Source organism: Amycolatopsis sp. A1MSW2902, from assembly GCF_017312175.1.
GTDB lineage: Bacteria > Actinomycetota > Actinomycetes > Mycobacteriales > Pseudonocardiaceae > Amycolatopsis > Amycolatopsis nivea.
The window spans coordinates 3,996,781-4,012,564 of sequence record NZ_QJPO01000001.1; the positions used below are offsets into that span (position 1 = coordinate 3,996,781).

At 69.7% G+C, this 15,784-nt stretch carries 11 protein-coding genes; 3 read left to right on the top strand and 8 right to left on the bottom strand.

Going from position 1 to position 15,784, the window contains the following annotated elements:
- Positions 1 to 68 precede the first annotated feature (68 nt).
- Positions 69 to 1,133: an AAA family ATPase gene (locus DMP23_RS18405; RefSeq protein ID WP_037806526.1), complete on the bottom strand. Its 1,065-nt coding sequence runs from the start codon at positions 1,131 to 1,133 to the stop codon at positions 69 to 71.
- A 112-nt stretch (positions 1,134 to 1,245) separates the two neighbouring features.
- Positions 1,246 to 1,800, bottom strand: coding sequence for a molybdenum cofactor guanylyltransferase (gene mobA, locus DMP23_RS18410; protein WP_337821827.1), 555 nt, complete (start codon positions 1,798 to 1,800; stop codon positions 1,246 to 1,248).
- 66 nt (positions 1,801 to 1,866) lie between these two features.
- Between mobA and DMP23_RS18415 the strand changes: the two genes are divergently transcribed.
- Positions 1,867 to 2,661: a GNAT family N-acetyltransferase gene (locus tag DMP23_RS18415; RefSeq protein ID WP_337821828.1), complete on the top strand. Its 795-nt coding sequence runs from the start codon at positions 1,867 to 1,869 to the stop codon at positions 2,659 to 2,661.
- Here the strand turns inward: DMP23_RS18415 and DMP23_RS18420 are convergent.
- A complete protein-coding gene (locus DMP23_RS18420; protein ID WP_051728557.1) occupies positions 2,651 to 4,030 on the bottom strand; it encodes an NlpC/P60 family protein in 1,380 nt (459 codons plus the stop codon). The genes DMP23_RS18415 and DMP23_RS18420 overlap by 11 nt on opposite strands.
- A 344-nt stretch (positions 4,031 to 4,374) precedes the next feature.
- Here DMP23_RS18420 and acnA point away from each other — a divergent pair, with 344 nt between their 5' ends.
- Complete coding sequence (acnA, locus tag DMP23_RS18425) at positions 4,375 to 7,200, top strand: aconitate hydratase AcnA (RefSeq protein ID WP_240014254.1); 2,826 nt, start codon at positions 4,375 to 4,377, stop codon at positions 7,198 to 7,200.
- A 204-nt stretch (positions 7,201 to 7,404) separates the two neighbouring features.
- Positions 7,405 to 8,565, top strand: a complete 1,161-nt coding sequence (locus tag DMP23_RS18430; protein WP_443111348.1) for an IS30 family transposase — start codon at positions 7,405 to 7,407, stop codon at positions 8,563 to 8,565.
- Between the two features lie 627 nt (positions 8,566 to 9,192).
- Here the strand turns inward: DMP23_RS18430 and DMP23_RS18435 are convergent.
- The 5 genes from DMP23_RS18435 to DMP23_RS18455 all read right to left on the bottom strand — a co-directional run bounded on the left by DMP23_RS18435 (position 9,193) and on the right by DMP23_RS18455 (position 15,373).
- A complete protein-coding gene (locus DMP23_RS18435; protein ID WP_337821829.1) occupies positions 9,193 to 10,797 on the bottom strand; it encodes a phospholipase C in 1,605 nt (534 codons plus the stop codon).
- 17 nt (positions 10,798 to 10,814) lie between these two features.
- Complete coding sequence (locus tag DMP23_RS18440; protein WP_337821830.1) at positions 10,815 to 11,975, bottom strand: Dyp-type peroxidase; 1,161 nt, start codon at positions 11,973 to 11,975, stop codon at positions 10,815 to 10,817.
- Entirely contained in the window at positions 11,972 to 13,111 is a 1,140-nt protein-coding gene (locus tag DMP23_RS18445; protein ID WP_337821831.1) for an EfeM/EfeO family lipoprotein, read from the bottom strand. Before DMP23_RS18445 ends, DMP23_RS18440 begins: the two co-directional genes overlap by 4 nt.
- A gap of 106 nt (positions 13,112 to 13,217) precedes the next feature.
- The gene (locus DMP23_RS18450) at positions 13,218 to 14,846 is read right to left on the bottom strand and encodes an alpha/beta hydrolase (protein WP_037814280.1); all 1,629 of its coding nucleotides are present in this window, start codon (positions 14,844 to 14,846) and stop codon (positions 13,218 to 13,220) included.
- Positions 14,847 to 14,968: 122 nt separating this feature from the next.
- Positions 14,969 to 15,373, bottom strand: a complete 405-nt coding sequence (locus DMP23_RS18455; protein WP_037814282.1) for an Imm7 family immunity protein — start codon at positions 15,371 to 15,373, stop codon at positions 14,969 to 14,971.
- Between the last annotated feature and the right edge of the window lie 411 nt (positions 15,374 to 15,784).

The following is a 15,784-nucleotide window of genomic DNA, read 5'->3' on the forward strand; positions in this document are numbered from 1 at the left end:
CGCGCAGGATCGGCGGGGCCCAGCCGGGCCGTCCGCCCGGTTCTTCCGAGGAGGTGCCAGCCACGCCGCTACCTGACGGGCGCGCCCGCCGGCACGGGGCCGGCGCCGCCCTGCGGCCGGGCCGAAACCTGCGGCAGCGGCACGGTCTGCAGCACGCGGGTGACGATGTGGTCCACCGGGACGCCGTCGGCCAGCGCGTCGTAGGACAGCACGAGGCGGTGCCGCAGCACGTCCGGCACGACGTCGACGACGTCCTGCGGGAGCACGTAGTCGCGGCCGCGCACGAGCGCCAGCGCCCGCGCCGCGGCGATGATGCCGAGGCTCGCGCGCGGCGAGGCGCCGTACGACACCCAGCCCGCGACGTCGGACAGCCCGTGGTCGTTCGGGGTGCGCGTGGTGAGCACCAGCCGCACGACGTAGTCGACCAGCGCGTGGTGCACGAACACCTGCGACGCGACGCCCTGCAGCCGCACCAGCTCCGCCGGGCTCAGCACCTCGTGCGGCTCCGGCGGCGTGACGCCCATCCGGTAGATGATCTCGCGCTCCTCCTCGGCGGAGGGGTACTCGACCAGGATCTTGAACAGGAACCGGTCGCGCTGGGCTTCCGGCAGCGGGTAGACGCCCTCGTTCTCGATCGGGTTCTGCGTGGCCAGCACGAGGAACGGATCGGGCATCGGGAAGGTCTTGCCGCCGATCGACACGTGCCGCTCGGCCATCACCTCGAGCATCGCCGACTGCACCTTCGCCGGGGCGCGGTTGATCTCGTCGGCGAGCACGAAGTTCGCGACGACCGGGCCCAGTTCGACGTCGAAGCGCTCGGCGCCCTGGCGGTAGATGCGCGTGCCGAGGATGTCGGCGGGCACCAGGTCGGGGGTGAACTGCACGCGGGAGAACGACCCGCCCACCACGCGCGCGAACGTCTCGACCGCGAGCGTCTTCGCGACCCCGGGCACGCCCTCGAGCAGCAGGTGCCCCTTCGCCAGCAGCCCGACGAGCATGCGCTCCACCAGCCGGTCCTGTCCGACGATGACGCGCTTCACCTCGAACACGGTGCGTTCCAGCAGCTGGGCGTCCCGCGCCGGGGTGCCGGGCTGCTGCCCGTTCGCTCCCTCGGCGAAGCCGGGCTCGGTCACTCTTCCTCCAGGGGTTTCCGCGTCTGCGTGCTCGCCCGCGACCCTACTGGGTCGAGAACTTCCCGCGACGGTAGCCAATCGCATCGCCGGTGTGACAGCTGTGAAGCCCCTGTCAGCGGTGCTTTTCCAGGTCCTCCGGCGTGTCGATGTCGTCGCTCTCGCCGGGCCCCGCGGCGACCTCGGCGATCCGCAATCCGCCGAGCGTCCGGCGCAGCGACGCGTTTTCCGGACGCTCCGGCATCGCCTCGCGCAGAGCCGCCGTGCGCCAGGCGCTCACCAGCCACTGTCGCTCCCCTGCCGCGTCGACGAGCACCGCGCCGTCCGCGCTGACCACAGTGGACCGCAGCCGGTCCACTGTGGAGCGCCGGATGCCGGGGAGATCAGCGGCGAGCAGCACGACAATGTCCGCATCGACCGCTTCGAGCCCAGCGGCCAGCGCCGCCACAGGCCCCGCGCCGGGAACGGCCTCGCGGGTCCAGACGACGGTGTCGTACCCCGGCCGCTGCGGACCGCACACGACGACCGGATCCGCTCCGGACAGCGCCTCGACCGCCCGGCCCAGCAAGGAGATCCCGCCGACCCGCAGCTCCGGCTTGTCCACTCCGGACAGGCGCCGCGCGGACCCGCCGGCCAGCACGATCCCGGCGAACCGGGCGCTCTCAGTCATGCACCCAGCGTGCCCGCCCCGGAAACCCGCGCGCGCTGCGGGGTCGTCCGGGTTAAATTCCCGGGCGTGCCCGACGCCGCGCGGCTGCTCGCCGCTTACGACCGCGAAGTCCGCCGAGCCGAACTGACCCAGGCCGAACCCGGGCAGCAGCTGACCGCCGACGGCCCGCTCGCGCGCCTCACCGGCGGCCGCCGCGGGTTTGTCTCCGGACCGCCCGACCTCGGCGTGACCGGCGGCGCGCTCGACGACCTGATCGCCCGCCAGCGCGCGTTCTTCGCCGCGCGCGGCGAGGAGTTCGAGTGGAAGACCCGCAGCCACGACCGTCCCGCGGAGCTGCCCGAGCGGTTGCTCGCGGCCGGATTCGTCCCAGAGGAAACCGAAACCGTCCTGATCGCGCCGCTGGACGCCGTTGCCGCCTCCGCTCCGCCGTCCACCGACGTGGTCGTGCGCGAAGCCGACAGCAGCGACGACCTGCTGCGCATCGCGACCCTGTCGGCCTCGGTGTTCGGTCACGACGAAGCCGCGGTCGCCGCGGATCTGCTCGCCCGGGCCCGTGCCGACGCCGGGACCACCACGCATGTCGTGGCTGAAGCGGACGGCCGGTTCGTCGCCGCGTCCCGGCTGGAACTGGTGCCCGGCACCGGATTCGCCGGACTCTGGGGCGGCGCGACGCTCCCGGAATGGCGCGGCCGGGGCCTCTACCGCGCCCTCGTCGCGCACCGGGTCGGCGCGGCCCGGGCTCGCGGGGTCGCCTATCTCCAGGTCGACGCGCTGCCCACGAGCCGTCCGATCCTCGAACGGCTCGGGTTCACCGCGGTGACCGAGACGACGCTCTACGTGTGGAGCCCGCTCAGCCGATGAGGCGCGTCGCGTACGGCATGATCCCGCCGTAGCGGACCGACGTCACGCGGACGTACGAACCCGACTGCGGGGCCTCGACCATCTGGCCGTTGCCCAGGTACAGCGCGACGTGGTGGATGCCGCCCGAGCCGCCCCAGAAGAGCATGTCGCCGCGGCGCATCTGCGACAGCGGGACGCGGCGGCCGGAGGTGTACTGGTAGCCGCTGAAGTGCGGCAGGCCCTGCACGCCGGCGAAGGCGTAGATCATCAGGCCGGAGCAGTCGAAGCCGATCTTGCGGTAGTCGCCGTACCGGTCGGCCACGCCGCCGTCGCGGATGCCGCGGGTCGGGCCGCTGCCGTTGCCGCCGCCCCACGCGTACGGCATGCCCACCTTGGACAGCGCCCGCGCGATCACGGCCTCGATCGAACTGCCCGCCGCCGGGGACGGCCGGCCGCGGCTTCCGCCGCCGTTGTCGCCGCCGTCGTCGTTGTTCGCCGCGGCTGCCCGCAGGGCCGCCTGCCGGGCGCGCTCCTCGTCCTCGCGCTGCTTCTGCGCGAGCCAGTCCTGGTAGCGCTGGCGCTGCCCCTGCAGCCCGTTGACCTTCGCCTGCGCGGCGTACAGCTGCTGCTCGACGGCGTTTTTGTTGGCTTCCAGCTGCGTGTTCTGCGCGGCCTGGGCCTGCTGCGCGGACACGGCGGCGGACTGCGCGGCGTCCGCGGTGCCCTTCGCCCGCGTGGCCGCGTCCTGCTTCTGCTGCGCCAGCTCCAGCGCCTTGCGCGCGGCGGAGTCCTTGTTGGCCTTCTCCGTCTGCGCCTGCTGGAGCCGGTCCATCGCGTTGAGCCGCGAGCCGCCGATGGAGTTGAGCAGCTGGGCGCGGGCGAGCAGGTCCTTCGGGCTGTCCGAGGTCAGGTACGCCGAGATCGACCCGATCGTGCTGCCCTGCTCGAAGCTCGCGGCGGCGAACTTCTTCGCGTCCGCGCGGGCCTTCTCGATGGCGCCGACCGCCGCGTCCGCCTCCTGGCGCGCCGACTTCGCGTCGTTCTGCGCCTGGGTCGCCTCGTCCTGCGCGGTCTGCAGGTCGACCAGGGCCTTCATGGCCTGTTCCTGCTTCAGCTCGACGTTGTCCTGCAGCGCGCTGAGCTTCTGCTCGGCCTGCGCGAGCTGGTTGGTGAGCCTGCCGACCTCGCCGGCCTTCGCGTTCGCGTCGCCCTTGGCGGAGTCGATCGAGGAGTCGCTCGGGTTCGGCGGCGGCGGGGGCACCGCGAGCCCGGTGCTCGTCGCGCCGAGCAGGGCCGCCAGGGTGACCGTCGCGATCGCCAGCCCGCGCCGGGCCCCGGCTCCGCGCACCAGCGCGCCCGCCGTCCCGGACTGTCCACGCCGGACCCTCACGCCCGCCACCTCCGCTCGCCCGCTGCCGTCCCGCGGGCACACCGCGTACCTCTGCAGTCACACCACTATCACAAGCCTCAGGAAGAACTTACACACCGCGGAGATCATTTCCCCTGTTCGGGGGACCTGGCGGGACCGCGTGTCCGGATGGCGCACGTCACTCCGCGTGTCGTCTTGAACGAAATACAGGACACGCGTACTGTTTGGGTCGAGAAGACGAGGTGTGCCCTCCCGGTTCCGGTTCTACGGTGGGGGTGCGCAAGACTCGCGCGGGTCGATCCCGACGACCCGGAGACCGACACCGAACTGACCCGGGAGGACACGCCGGCGGCGGCGTGGAATCCATGCCACTGGAGTTAGACGTGACTGCACCTAGCAAGGACAGCTTCGGCGCCAAGGACACCTTGCAGGTGGAAGAGAACTCGTACGAGATCTTCCGCCTGGACAAGGTCGAAGGCGCCGCCCGGCTGCCCTACAGCCTGAAGATCCTCCTCGAGAACCTGCTGCGCACCGAGGACGGCGCGAACATCACCGCCGACCACATCCGCGCGCTCGGCGGATGGGATCCGAACGCGGACCCGTCGATCGAGATCCAGTTCACGCCCGCCCGGGTGATCATGCAGGACTTCACCGGCGTGCCCTGCGTGGTCGACCTGGCCACCATGCGCGAGGCCGTGACCGCCCTCGGCGGCGACCCGGACAAGGTCAACCCGCTCGCGCCCGCCGAGATGGTCATCGACCACTCGGTGATCATCGACGTGTTCGGCCGCGCGGACGCCTTCGAGCGCAACGTGGAGATCGAGTACGAGCGCAACCGCGAGCGCTACCAGTTCCTGCGCTGGGGCCAGGGCGCCTTCGACGAGTTCAAGGTCGTCCCGCCGGGCACCGGCATCGTGCACCAGGTCAACATCGAGCACCTGGCCCGCACCGTCATGGCCCGCAACGGCCAGGCGTACCCCGACTCCTGCGTCGGCACCGACTCGCACACCACCATGGTCAACGGCCTCGGCGTGCTGGGCTGGGGCGTCGGCGGCATCGAGGCCGAGGCGGCCATGCTGGGCCAGCCGGTCTCCATGCTGATCCCGCGCGTCGTCGGCTTCAAGCTGACCGGCGAGATCCCGGCGGGCGTGACCGCGACCGACGTCGTGCTCACGATCACCGAGATGCTGCGCCGCCACGGCGTGGTCGGCAAGTTCGTCGAGTTCTACGGCGAGAGCGTCGCCCAGGTGCCGCTGGCCAACCGCGCCACCATCGGCAACATGAGCCCGGAGTTCGGCTCCACCGCGGCGATCTTCCCGATCGACGAGGAGACCGTCCGCTACCTCAAGCTCACCGGCCGTTCGGCCGAGCAGGTCGCGCTGGTCGAGGCGTACGCCAAGGAGCAGGGCCTCTGGCACGACCCGTCACACGAGGCGCAGTACTCCGAGTACCTCGAGCTGGACCTGTCGACGGTCGTCCCGTCGATCGCCGGCCCGAAGCGCCCGCAGGACCGCATCGAGCTGACCGACGCGAAGTCCTCGTTCCGCAAGTCGGTGCACGACTACGCCGAGGACGAGCAGCCGACCCCGCACACCAACGTCGACGAGACCGTCGAGGAGACCTTCCCGGCCTCCGACCCGGCCGCGCTGTCGTTCCAGGACGAGACCGCGGTGCCGGTGCAGTCCGCGGCGAACGGGGCCACCGGGCGCCCGACCAAGCCGGTCAAGGTGTCCACCGCCGACCGCGGCGAGTTCGTGCTCGACCACGGCGCCGTGGTGATCGCCTCGATCACCTCGTGCACCAACACCTCGAACCCGTCGGTCATGCTGGGCGCGGCGCTGCTCGCGCGCAACGCGGTCGACAAGGGCCTGTCGGTCAAGCCGTGGGTCAAGACGTCGATGGCGCCGGGTTCGCAGGTCGTCACCGACTACTACGACAAGGCCGGTCTCTGGCCGTACCTGGAGAAGCTGGGCTACCACCTGGTCGGCTACGGCTGCACCACGTGCATCGGCAACTCGGGCCCGCTGTCGGACGAGATCTCCGCCGCGATCCAGGAGAACGACCTCACCGCGGTCTCGGTGCTCTCGGGCAACCGGAACTTCGAGGGCCGGATCAACCCGGACGTCAAGATGAACTACCTGGCGTCCCCGCCGCTGGTCATCGCGTACGCGCTGGCCGGGACGATGGACTTCGACTTCGCGACCCAGCCGCTCGGCCAGGACAGCGACGGCAACGACGTGTTCCTGAAGGACATCTGGCCGTCGCCGCAGGAGATCCAGGAGACCATCGACTCCGCGATCACCCAGGAGATGTTCAAGAAGGACTACGCCGACGTGTTCGACGGCGGCGAGCGGTGGAAGTCGCTGCCGACGCCGACCGGCAAGACCTTCGAGTGGGAGGCCGAGTCCACCTACGTCCGGAAGCCCCCGTACTTCGACGGCATGACCGCCGAACCGGCCCCGGTGCAGGACATCTCCGGCGCCCGGGTGCTGGCGAAGCTGGGCGACTCGGTCACCACCGACCACATCTCCCCCGCCGGCGCGATCAAGCCCGGCACGCCGGCCGCGCAGTACCTGGTCGAGCACGGCATCGAGCGCAAGGACTTCAACTCCTACGGCTCGCGCCGCGGCAACCACGAGGTCATGATCCGCGGCACGTTCGCGAACATCCGGCTGCGCAACCAGCTGCTGGACGACGTGCAGGGCGGCTACACCCGCGACTTCACCGTCGAGGGAGCCCCGCAGGCGTTCATCTACGACGCGGCCCAGAACTACGCGGCGGCAGGCACCCCGCTGGTCGTCCTGGGCGGCAAGGAGTACGGCTCCGGTTCCTCGCGTGACTGGGCGGCCAAGGGCACCAGCCTGCTGGGCGTGCGCGCGGTGATCACCGAGTCGTTCGAGCGCATCCACCGCTCCAACCTGATCGGCATGGGCGTCATCCCGCTGCAGTTCCCGGAGGGAGAATCGGCGTCGTCGCTGAAGCTCGACGGCACCGAGACGTTCGACATCGAAGGCATCACGAAGCTGAACGAGGGCGAAACGCCCCGAACGGTCCACGTAACGGCCACGAAGGAAGACGGCTCGAAGGTCGAGTTCGACGCGGTCGTCCGCATCGACACCCCCGGCGAAGCGGACTACTACCGCAACGGCGGCATCCTGCAGTACGTGCTGCGGAAGATGACCCAGTCCTGACGGTCTGACTCCCAGGTTGCTGGCCCGCTCCGATCTTTCGGAGCGGGCCACACTTGTTTCCGGCTTCGCCCGCTTCGCCGCCGTGCGTGAGGGGAACCCTGACGGAACCAGCTTGGGTTCTAGTGGTGGTTGCAACGCCTGAGTTGGGCAGGGGTTGCAGTGGTCGTGGTCGGGCGTGGTCGGGCTCCGCGGGGCCGGGTGAGGCTGGCGGCGGAACGCCGCCGCTATTTTGATCTTGTGGCGGAGGGCGTGGGCACGGTCGAGGCGTGCCGCAGGGTCGGGGTCGACCGCAGGACCGGGCACTATTGGCGGCACGGGCGACCGAGCCGGGCGGGCGCGACCGCGCGCCCGGCCGCGCGGCCCGGGCCGGACTCGGGCCGGTTCCTGAGCGCGGGCGAGCGGATCGCGATCGCGGACGGGCTGGCGGCGGGCCGCTCGCGGCGGGCGATCGCGGCCGAGCTGGGCCGCAGCCCGTCCACGATCAGCCGGGAGATCGCCCGCAACGCCCGCCCCTGCGGCGACTACCGGCCCCACGCCGCCCACGACCTCGCCCGGGCACGGCGCCCGCGACCGAAAACAGGCAAGATCGCGGCCTGCCCCGAACTGCGGGACCGGGTGCAGGCGATGCTGACCGACAAATTCAGCCCGGAGCAGATCGCCGCCCGGCTGCGCCGCGACCACCCCGACCGGCCGGAGCTGCACGTGACCCACGAAACGATCTACCAGGCCCTCTACGTCCAAGGCCGCGGCGAACTGCGCCGCGAGCTGGCCCGCGCCCTGCGCACCGGCCGCACCATGCGCAAACCCCGCGCCAGCGGCGAACAACGCCGGCCCCGCTTCGCCGAACCCATGGTCATGATCAGCGACCGGCCCGCCGAAGCCGCCGACCGCGCCGTCCCCGGCCACTGGGAAGGCGACCTGATCATCGGCAAGGACAACGCTTCCGCCATCGCCACCCTCGTCGACCGCTCCACCCGCTACACCCTGCTCGTCGCGCTGCCCGACGGCCGCGGCGCCGACGCCGTCCGCGACGCCCTCGCCGACACCGCCGCGACCCTGCCCGCGCACTTGCGACGATCCCTGACCTGGGACCAGGGCAGCGAAATGGGCCGCCACCACGAATTCACCGTCGCCACCGGCATCCCCGTCTACTTCTGCGACCCCCACAGCCCCTGGCAACGCGGCAGCAACGAAAACACCAACGGCCTGCTGCGCCAGTACTTCCCCAAAAGCACCGACCTCTCAGTCCACACCCCCGAACACCTCGCCGCCGTCGCCGCACAACTCAACCGCCGACCCCGCAAAACACTCAACTGGGACACCCCAGCCGAACGCCTCGCTACACTCCTCGCCGAAACCAGTTGAACCACCCGCGTTGCAACAACCCCTCGAATCCACCCTGATTCCCCCAGGGTTCCCCTCACGACCCGCCCGCCGGCCGTGAGGGCCTCCTTCACGGACTTGGATTCCCTCAAGGAGCCCTTCACGGACCACCCGGCCCCGGCCCCGGCTCCGCCCCGCCGCCCCCGCCGCCGCGATGCGCCCCCAATGCGGCATTGGGTGCATCGCATGCACCCAATGCGGCGTTCGGTGCGTCAGACGCACCCAATGCCACATTGGGGCGCTACCCCCACCCCAACCGACACCCGCACACCCCATCCCAACCACGCACCCACCCGCGCGCCCGAAAACCGCAGCCAATGCACCCAACCATCGAGGCACCCGGCCCGAAAACCGCAGCCAATGCGCCCAACGCATCAAGGCACCCAGCCCTAAAACCGCCGCCAATGCACCCAACCATCGAGGCACCCACACCACCCCCGCACCCCGATACGAAGCCAAAAATGCGGTCCGGGGGTGCTTGTCAAGGCATCTTTCCCGCCTTGACAAGCACCCCCGGACCGTCATCACAATGGGCTTCGGGGTGCCCCACGCAACCAAGGGCCGCAATGTCGCCGCCAGGCGACGAGCCGCCCAGTAACCGCAGCGCCCCTAACCAACCACCGCCCCAGTCCGAGGATCCAACTTCAACGACTTCGCCTTAGCATGGGAAAAATCGAACATCCCCGTCAACGGAGCCGCCATCACATCAAACGACCCGCCGCCAATCCGCCCCAAATGCCAGTTGTCCTCAATAAACCGCAACACCGAAGTCTGATCAGTCATAGTGTGATCAACATAATTAACCCTGCTATAAGGCGAAATCACCAGCAACGGCAACCGAGGCCCATACCCGCACCGATCCGCGAACCCGCCCAGCTTAACCGGCCTCGACGAACAAATCGCAGCATCCTGCGCCGAATCGTGAGAGCCGTTGAGAATCTTCGGCGCAACATGGTCATACCAACCGTCCGAATCGTCATAAGCCAACACGATCGCCGTATTCTTCCACTGCGGCGATGCCTGGATCCGATTGACCTCCTCAGCCACAAAGGCCTGCTCGTCCAACGGATCCGAATACCCAGCATGCCCGTCCTGATACTCCGGAGCCTTCAGAAAACTCACCGCAGGCATCGTCCCCGCAGCGAGCGCATCATTGAAGTCCCGGACGTCATACTGATGATTAGCCTGATCCTGCTGCCCCACCGCATGCAACGAGGACGGCGGAAGATGCTTCCGATTAGCCGTCGACCGGTAGTACTGGAACGGCTCGTGATGCGGACTGTAGTCAACGGACGCCTGACCACCCACGTTCGGATGCTTAGTCCCGCAAACGGCATACCCGTTAGCCTCACCAGTAGGCCGGAACCCACCCTCGAACCAGCCCCAAGTAACCCCGCGAGCATTCAGCAGATCCCCGACATTCCGCCCCTGGAACGCCCCAAGATTATCTTTAGCAGTGTGATTCTTGTCCGAACAATCGTCGAACGCCGGATCCGGATCGGTAATCATCGTCCCGACCCCATGAGCATCCGGCGAAGCCGCAGTGTGCGGATCAACCTTGGGCTCCCCCGTAACCGAATCCACCGGCTGCAACCCATGCGTCTGCCCCGACACGAGATTGATCGCCCCAGGACTCGACGGCCCGAACACAGTATTGAACGAGTTGTCATTCAACGAGTAATGCTGCGCATAATTCCACATCGCAGTAACAGTATTGCCGTCGAAGTAATTCATCACCAGCCCGGGCTCGCCGAACAACACAGGCTGCCCAGTGCACTTGTCCTTCTCGGTGTATTCGACGAACTTGTCCATCTTGCCGCCGTTGAACGCGGCCTGTTCCTTCTTGTAGTCATGCGCCTGATCACAGGTGAGCGCCTGGTCGGGGCTCAACCGCTTCGGGTTGTAAGCGTTCGGGTTGTGCTGCAGCAGCTCCGGAGTCAGGCCGTTGACCTTCGGGGTGCCGGGCGCGGCGTGGAACGGAGTGCCGTTCTCATTCGTCGCGTTCGGATAGGTGCCGAAGTAATGGTCGAAGGCGATGTTCTCGCCGAAGATCACCACGACGTGCTTGATCGGCGTCGACGTCGTGAACGTCTCGGCGGCGATCGCGTGCGCCGGGGCCGAGGTCGACGCCGAACTGCTCGCGCACGCCGCGGCCAGCGCCGCGGTCGCCGCCAGCGCGGCCGCCGCGGTGGCCCGCTTCCTGGTCCGCTTCACTGCAGAACTCCTTCCGCTCAGCCCAGCACTGCCCGGCCGTAGTGGTCGGCCGGATTCGTCACGCCCGGGAACAGGTGGAAATACCCGCCCCCGAACGGCGAGACGTAGTCGGTGAGCGGCTCGCCGGCGAGCCGCTTCTGCACGGCCTCGAACTGCTGCTCGAGATCGCGCTGGTAACAGGTGAAGACGAGGCCCATGTCGAGGTTGCCGTTGGAGTCCACGCCGCGGTCGTAATTGACCGCGCGGCGCAGGATCCGCTGTCCGTCCGTCTGCGGCGTGCGCGGGTTCGCGAGCCGGATGTGGCTGGTCAGCGGGATGACCGTGCCGATCGGGTCGTCGGCGTAGCGCGGCGCGTCCTGCTCGGCCGCACCGTCGAGCGGGGCGCCGGTGTCGCGGCGGCGGCCGATCATGTTCTCCTGCTCCGACAGCGAGACCCGGTCCCAGAACTCGACCAGCATCCGGATCAGCCGGATGACCTGGTAGCTGCCGCCGTCGTCGGTCCACACCAGACTGTCCGCTTCGGACGGTCCGGGATTCGCGGTGCCGTCCTTGAACCCGAGCAGGTTGCGCGGGGTCCCGGACGGACGCGGCGGCGAGCTGAACCCGTCGATCTTCCAGCGCAGCTGCATCCCGCCCCGGGTCGCGCGGGCGATGTCGCGCAGCGCGTGCAGCACGGTGTCCGGTTCGGCGGCGTTGAGCACCAGGGACAGATCGCCGTGGCACCACTGCGGATCGAGCGCGTCGTCCGGGAACATCGGCATCTGCTTGAGCTTCGGCGGTTTGCGCGCGGCGAGCCCGTACCGGTCGTCGAACAGCGACGCGCCCGCGCCCACCAGCACGGACAGCTGTCCTTTCGGGACTTCCGGACCGAGCACGCCGGAATCCGCGGGCGGTCCGGTGATCCCGACGGACGCGGGGGCACCGCCGCCGGTGAGGAAACGCGCGCGGTCGGTCAGTTCCTTGAGCAGGGCGGTGAGTTCGGCGCTATTCTCGGCGACGACGTCGAACGCGGCGACGACCGAATGTCTCGCCGGTTCCGCCAGCACGGCTGTCTGATGTGGACCGTGGAACGGCACCGCTCCCCCGGCCGCCGTCGCGCTTCCGGACAGGCCGACCAGACCCGCGCCCGCCCCGGCGGCTGCCGCTCCGCGCAGGAACGCGCGCCGTCCCAGGCTCACGAGACTCTCCTCGGCTCCGCGATCGCCGCGACCGGGGCCAGGCGTTCGGTCAGCTCCGAGACGTCGGCGTTGATCCGCTGCCGCTGCTTCCGGTCGAGAGCGGAGAGCGGTTTCCCGGCAACCGCTTGGAGATCGTGGTCCGTGCGGGCGATCCAGGCGTCGAGATCCTTCAAGCCGGGGAACCTCGTCGTCAGCAGCGGGCGCAGCACGTCGAGCACCGCACGGGTCCCGGCGAGGTTCGCGCGGGCGGTCGCCAGGGTGGAGCCGCTGCCGTAGTCGGTGCGGCCGGTCAGCTCGAATTGGAGGGTGTTCTCCATGATCTCGTGCGCGCGCAGGCCGAGATCGTTCTGGTCGATCTGGGCGTCGGCGAACGACGTGCGCAGCTTCTGGACCGCCTGGTCGAGCTGATCGGCGATCGGGCTCAGCGCGGGCATCGCTTCGTTGTGCCACAAGCCGTTCTCGAGGCGATGGAAGCCGGTGAAGCCCGGATCGGCGGCACCGCCCGGCAGCCCGGCGGTGGTGCCGTTGATCGCCCCGTCCGAGTCTCCGAAGGCGTCGTAAGCGGCGCCGAGCCGTTCGTAGGTGAGGTGCGCGGTAAGCCAAGCCTGTTGCGCCGCACCGCGATTGCCCGAACGAACGGCTTGCGCCAGCGCCGCGGTCTGGCCGGTGAGCGTGCCGAGGCCGTCGGCGACGTAGGAGTGGTACTGCTTGAGCGGGCCGAGCAAATCCGCGTTGGTCACCGGCACCACTGCCGGGCCCGGGCGGTCCGCGCCGCCGGTGACCTGCACAGTCGGGCCGACGAAGGGCGTGCCGTCTTCGGGGGCGCAGCGCAGGGCGTACGCGCCGTTGCCGAAGTTCACCGGCAACGCGCGCGTCGTGCCGGGGCCGACGCCTTCCAGTTCCCCGAAGACCGTCCCGGTGGCCGGGTCGACGAGTTCGATCTCCATCGTGACGGCGGCGTTGTTGCGGACCTGCAGGGTCTGCGGCCCGGCCGGCGGCGCGGTCCAGCCGTCGCCGCAGGCCGAGCGCGAAACCTCGACCGGACCGGGCTGGGCGGGCGAGCCGGAACACCCGGCGAGCGCCGCGGTCCCGGCAAGGACCGCGGCCGCGCCGAACCCGCCCGCCCAGCGCCGCACGTCAACCCCCCTCAGGTGAACTTCTGGCGGACACTTTCACCGATCCGCCGGGCGCTGACAAGAGGGTTGTGGCGATATGCCCGATTCCGGGCCGAAGATCAACCGATCAGCCCTTCGCGGGCGTCGTGAACGGCTGCTGGTCCGGCTGGAACACCTGGCCGGCGGCGGGCACCTTCAGGTCGATCAGGTACGCGGCGGTCGCGTCGTCCACCCCGCGCGCCTTGCCGAGGATGCAGTGGCCGAACGCGTCGACCGACAGCAGCCGCGAGTTGCCCAGTTCCTCGGCCATCCGCTGGCCGAAGCGGTACCGGGTGGCCGGGTCGTAGAAGTTGCTGACCACCAGCACCGGCGTCGCGGTGTTCGCGCGCCACGGCCCGCGGTACGGGTCGGACGTCTTCGCGGCGGGCCACACCGGGCACGCGGCGATGTCGGAGAACACCTGGTAGCGGCCGAAAGTCGGCGATTCCCGGTCCGCCTTGGCCGCGATGCCCGGCACCTGCTCCTGCCGGATCCGCATCGGCTTGTCGGCGCAGTTCACCGCGAAGTACGAGTCGTCGCCGGTGTACGGGCTGTCCGGGGCGAGGTCGAGCAGACCGCCGCGGCCCGCGGACAAGGTGCCCTTCCGCGCGGACTGCGCCTGCAACGACGGATGCAGCACCGAGTACGCCTGCTGCAAGCCCTCCGCCAGCTCGCCGAACGAGGCGGGCGAATACAGCGAGCTCGACACCGCGCCGGTCAACGCGCCGAGGTCGATCTTCGTGCCGTCGGGCAGCGTGATCGGGTCGGTGCGCACGTGCTCGCGCAGCTCGTCGAACTTCGCGCGCGGGTCGCCCGCGCTGAACGCGCATTTGTCGCCGGCCTGGGCGCAGCGGTCGAGGAAACCGGCGAGCGCGATCTCGAAGCCCTGCGCCCGCGCGAGGTCGTAGGTGACGCCGTCGTTGGTGCGCAGCTGCGGGTCAACGTTCCCGTCGATCACGATCGCCCGCGTCTGCTTCGGGAACATCGCCGCGTAGGTGGAGCCGACGAGCGTGCCGTAGGAGAACCCGGTGTAGGTCAGCTGCTTGTCGCCGACGGCGGCGCGCAACTGGTCGAGGTCGCGCACGACGTCGCGGGTGGACATGTGGTCGAGCAGCGCGCCCGCGTTGCGGCGGCAGAACTGGCCGTAGTCGCGGTACGCGGCGAGCGTGCCGGAGATTTCCTTGCGCGACAACGGAACCGGGACCATCTCGTTCTGCACGTCCGCGGCGTCCTCGGCGGTGGTGAAGCAGCGCAGCGGATTGCTGGCCCCGACGCCGCGCGGGTCGAACCCGACGAGGTCGAAGCGGTCCATCACCTGCGGGCGGAAGTAGCGGTCGCCCGCGATCGGCATCCGCAGCCCGGACCCGCCCGGACCGCCCGGGTTGAGGAACAGCGACCCGATCCGCTGCCCGGGAACCCTGGCGGCGCGCTTCATCAGCGCGATGTCGATGCTGCCGAGCGACGCGTCGTCGTGGTCGACCGGCACGCGGTAACGCGAGCAGCTGTACAGCTTCACCTGGTCTTCCGGGACCCCGCGCAGCTGGTCTTTGGTGCAGTCCTCCCACCTGACCGGCGCGGTGCGCGCGATCTCCGCGGGTGTGGCCTGCTGCGCCGCCGGACCGGCGGGCGCCGCGACGGCAGTGCCCGCCAGCCCGGTCAGCGCGGCCGCGATCGCCGCGACCAGTGCTCCGGCTCGTGCTCTTTTCGCTCCGCGCACGTGGAATCTCCCCTGGTTGCGCACCCGTCTGATTACGGGGCGTCACCGAGACTGGCACAATCCGGCCAAGCCGGGCACCGGCCAAAAGGAGGATGTGCGGGGTTCTGCGGAGCGACCGCCGATCAGGGATCCTCGACGACGGGCTGGATCGGCGAGAGGAACGGGTCCAGCCGGAGACTCAGTTCCCCGCGCGCCATGACCCGGACCCGGAACCCGTTCTGCCCGGGCGCGTCGGTAGCCTCCTCGTCTCGTTCGTACAGGAGCCCGTGCGACCCGGGAAGCAGCCGGGCGACGTACTCCAGGAATCCGATCACCTCGGGTATTTCCGTCCCGCGGTGGTTGGGAGCCCCGTCCACCCTCAGGACGTAGATGCCGTTGAAGATCTTCATCGTCACTTCGCTGGTTCCGAAGTCGGTGCCGGCGATCCGCGCCCGGACCTCTTCGACCAGCTCGTCGAACTTCTCCTCGCCCCACTCCGGCTCGGCCGGGGATTCCCACAGCTCGAACCAGCCGTGCACCACATACATTCAGATCTCCGAGATAGGTCCGATTTTGACAACAGGCTCGATACCGTACTGCTGCCAGCGGCTGCCGCGGCGATCCTCGCCAGCGACCACGTGCAGCTGATCAGCGGCGACGGCCGCGTTCTCTACAGACCCTGCCCCGCGCCCGAAACTGTCGGTCTGACCATCGTCCGCTCCACCGACCGGATCGGCTCGGCGGGCAACGGCAAACTCTGCTTCGAGGTCACCGGGTCCGCCGGGCAGCTGACACGACGGCGGACGTCAACCCCAACGCCGACACCCAGATCGGGATCGCGACCACCCCGCCCGGAGACGCGACAGCCTTGCTCCGATTGGACGCATCGCGCTGATCCGCGGTCAGCGACGATTTCCAGCAACCGGCCACGCGCACTCTCTCGCGCATTGCCTCCCCGC

Bases quoted from the DNA above. Each gene is read 5' to 3' on its own strand.
- mobA (WP_337821827.1), bottom strand. From the start codon at position 1,800: ATGACTGAGAGCGCCCGGTTCGCCGGGATCGTGCTGGCCGGCGGGTCC.
- acnA (WP_240014254.1), top strand. From the start codon at position 4,375: ATGCCACTGGAGTTAGACGTGACTGCACCTAGCAAGGACAGCTTCGGC.
- DMP23_RS18455 (WP_037814282.1), bottom strand. From the start codon at position 15,373: ATGTATGTGGTGCACGGCTGGTTCGAGCTGTGGGAATCCCCGGCCGAG.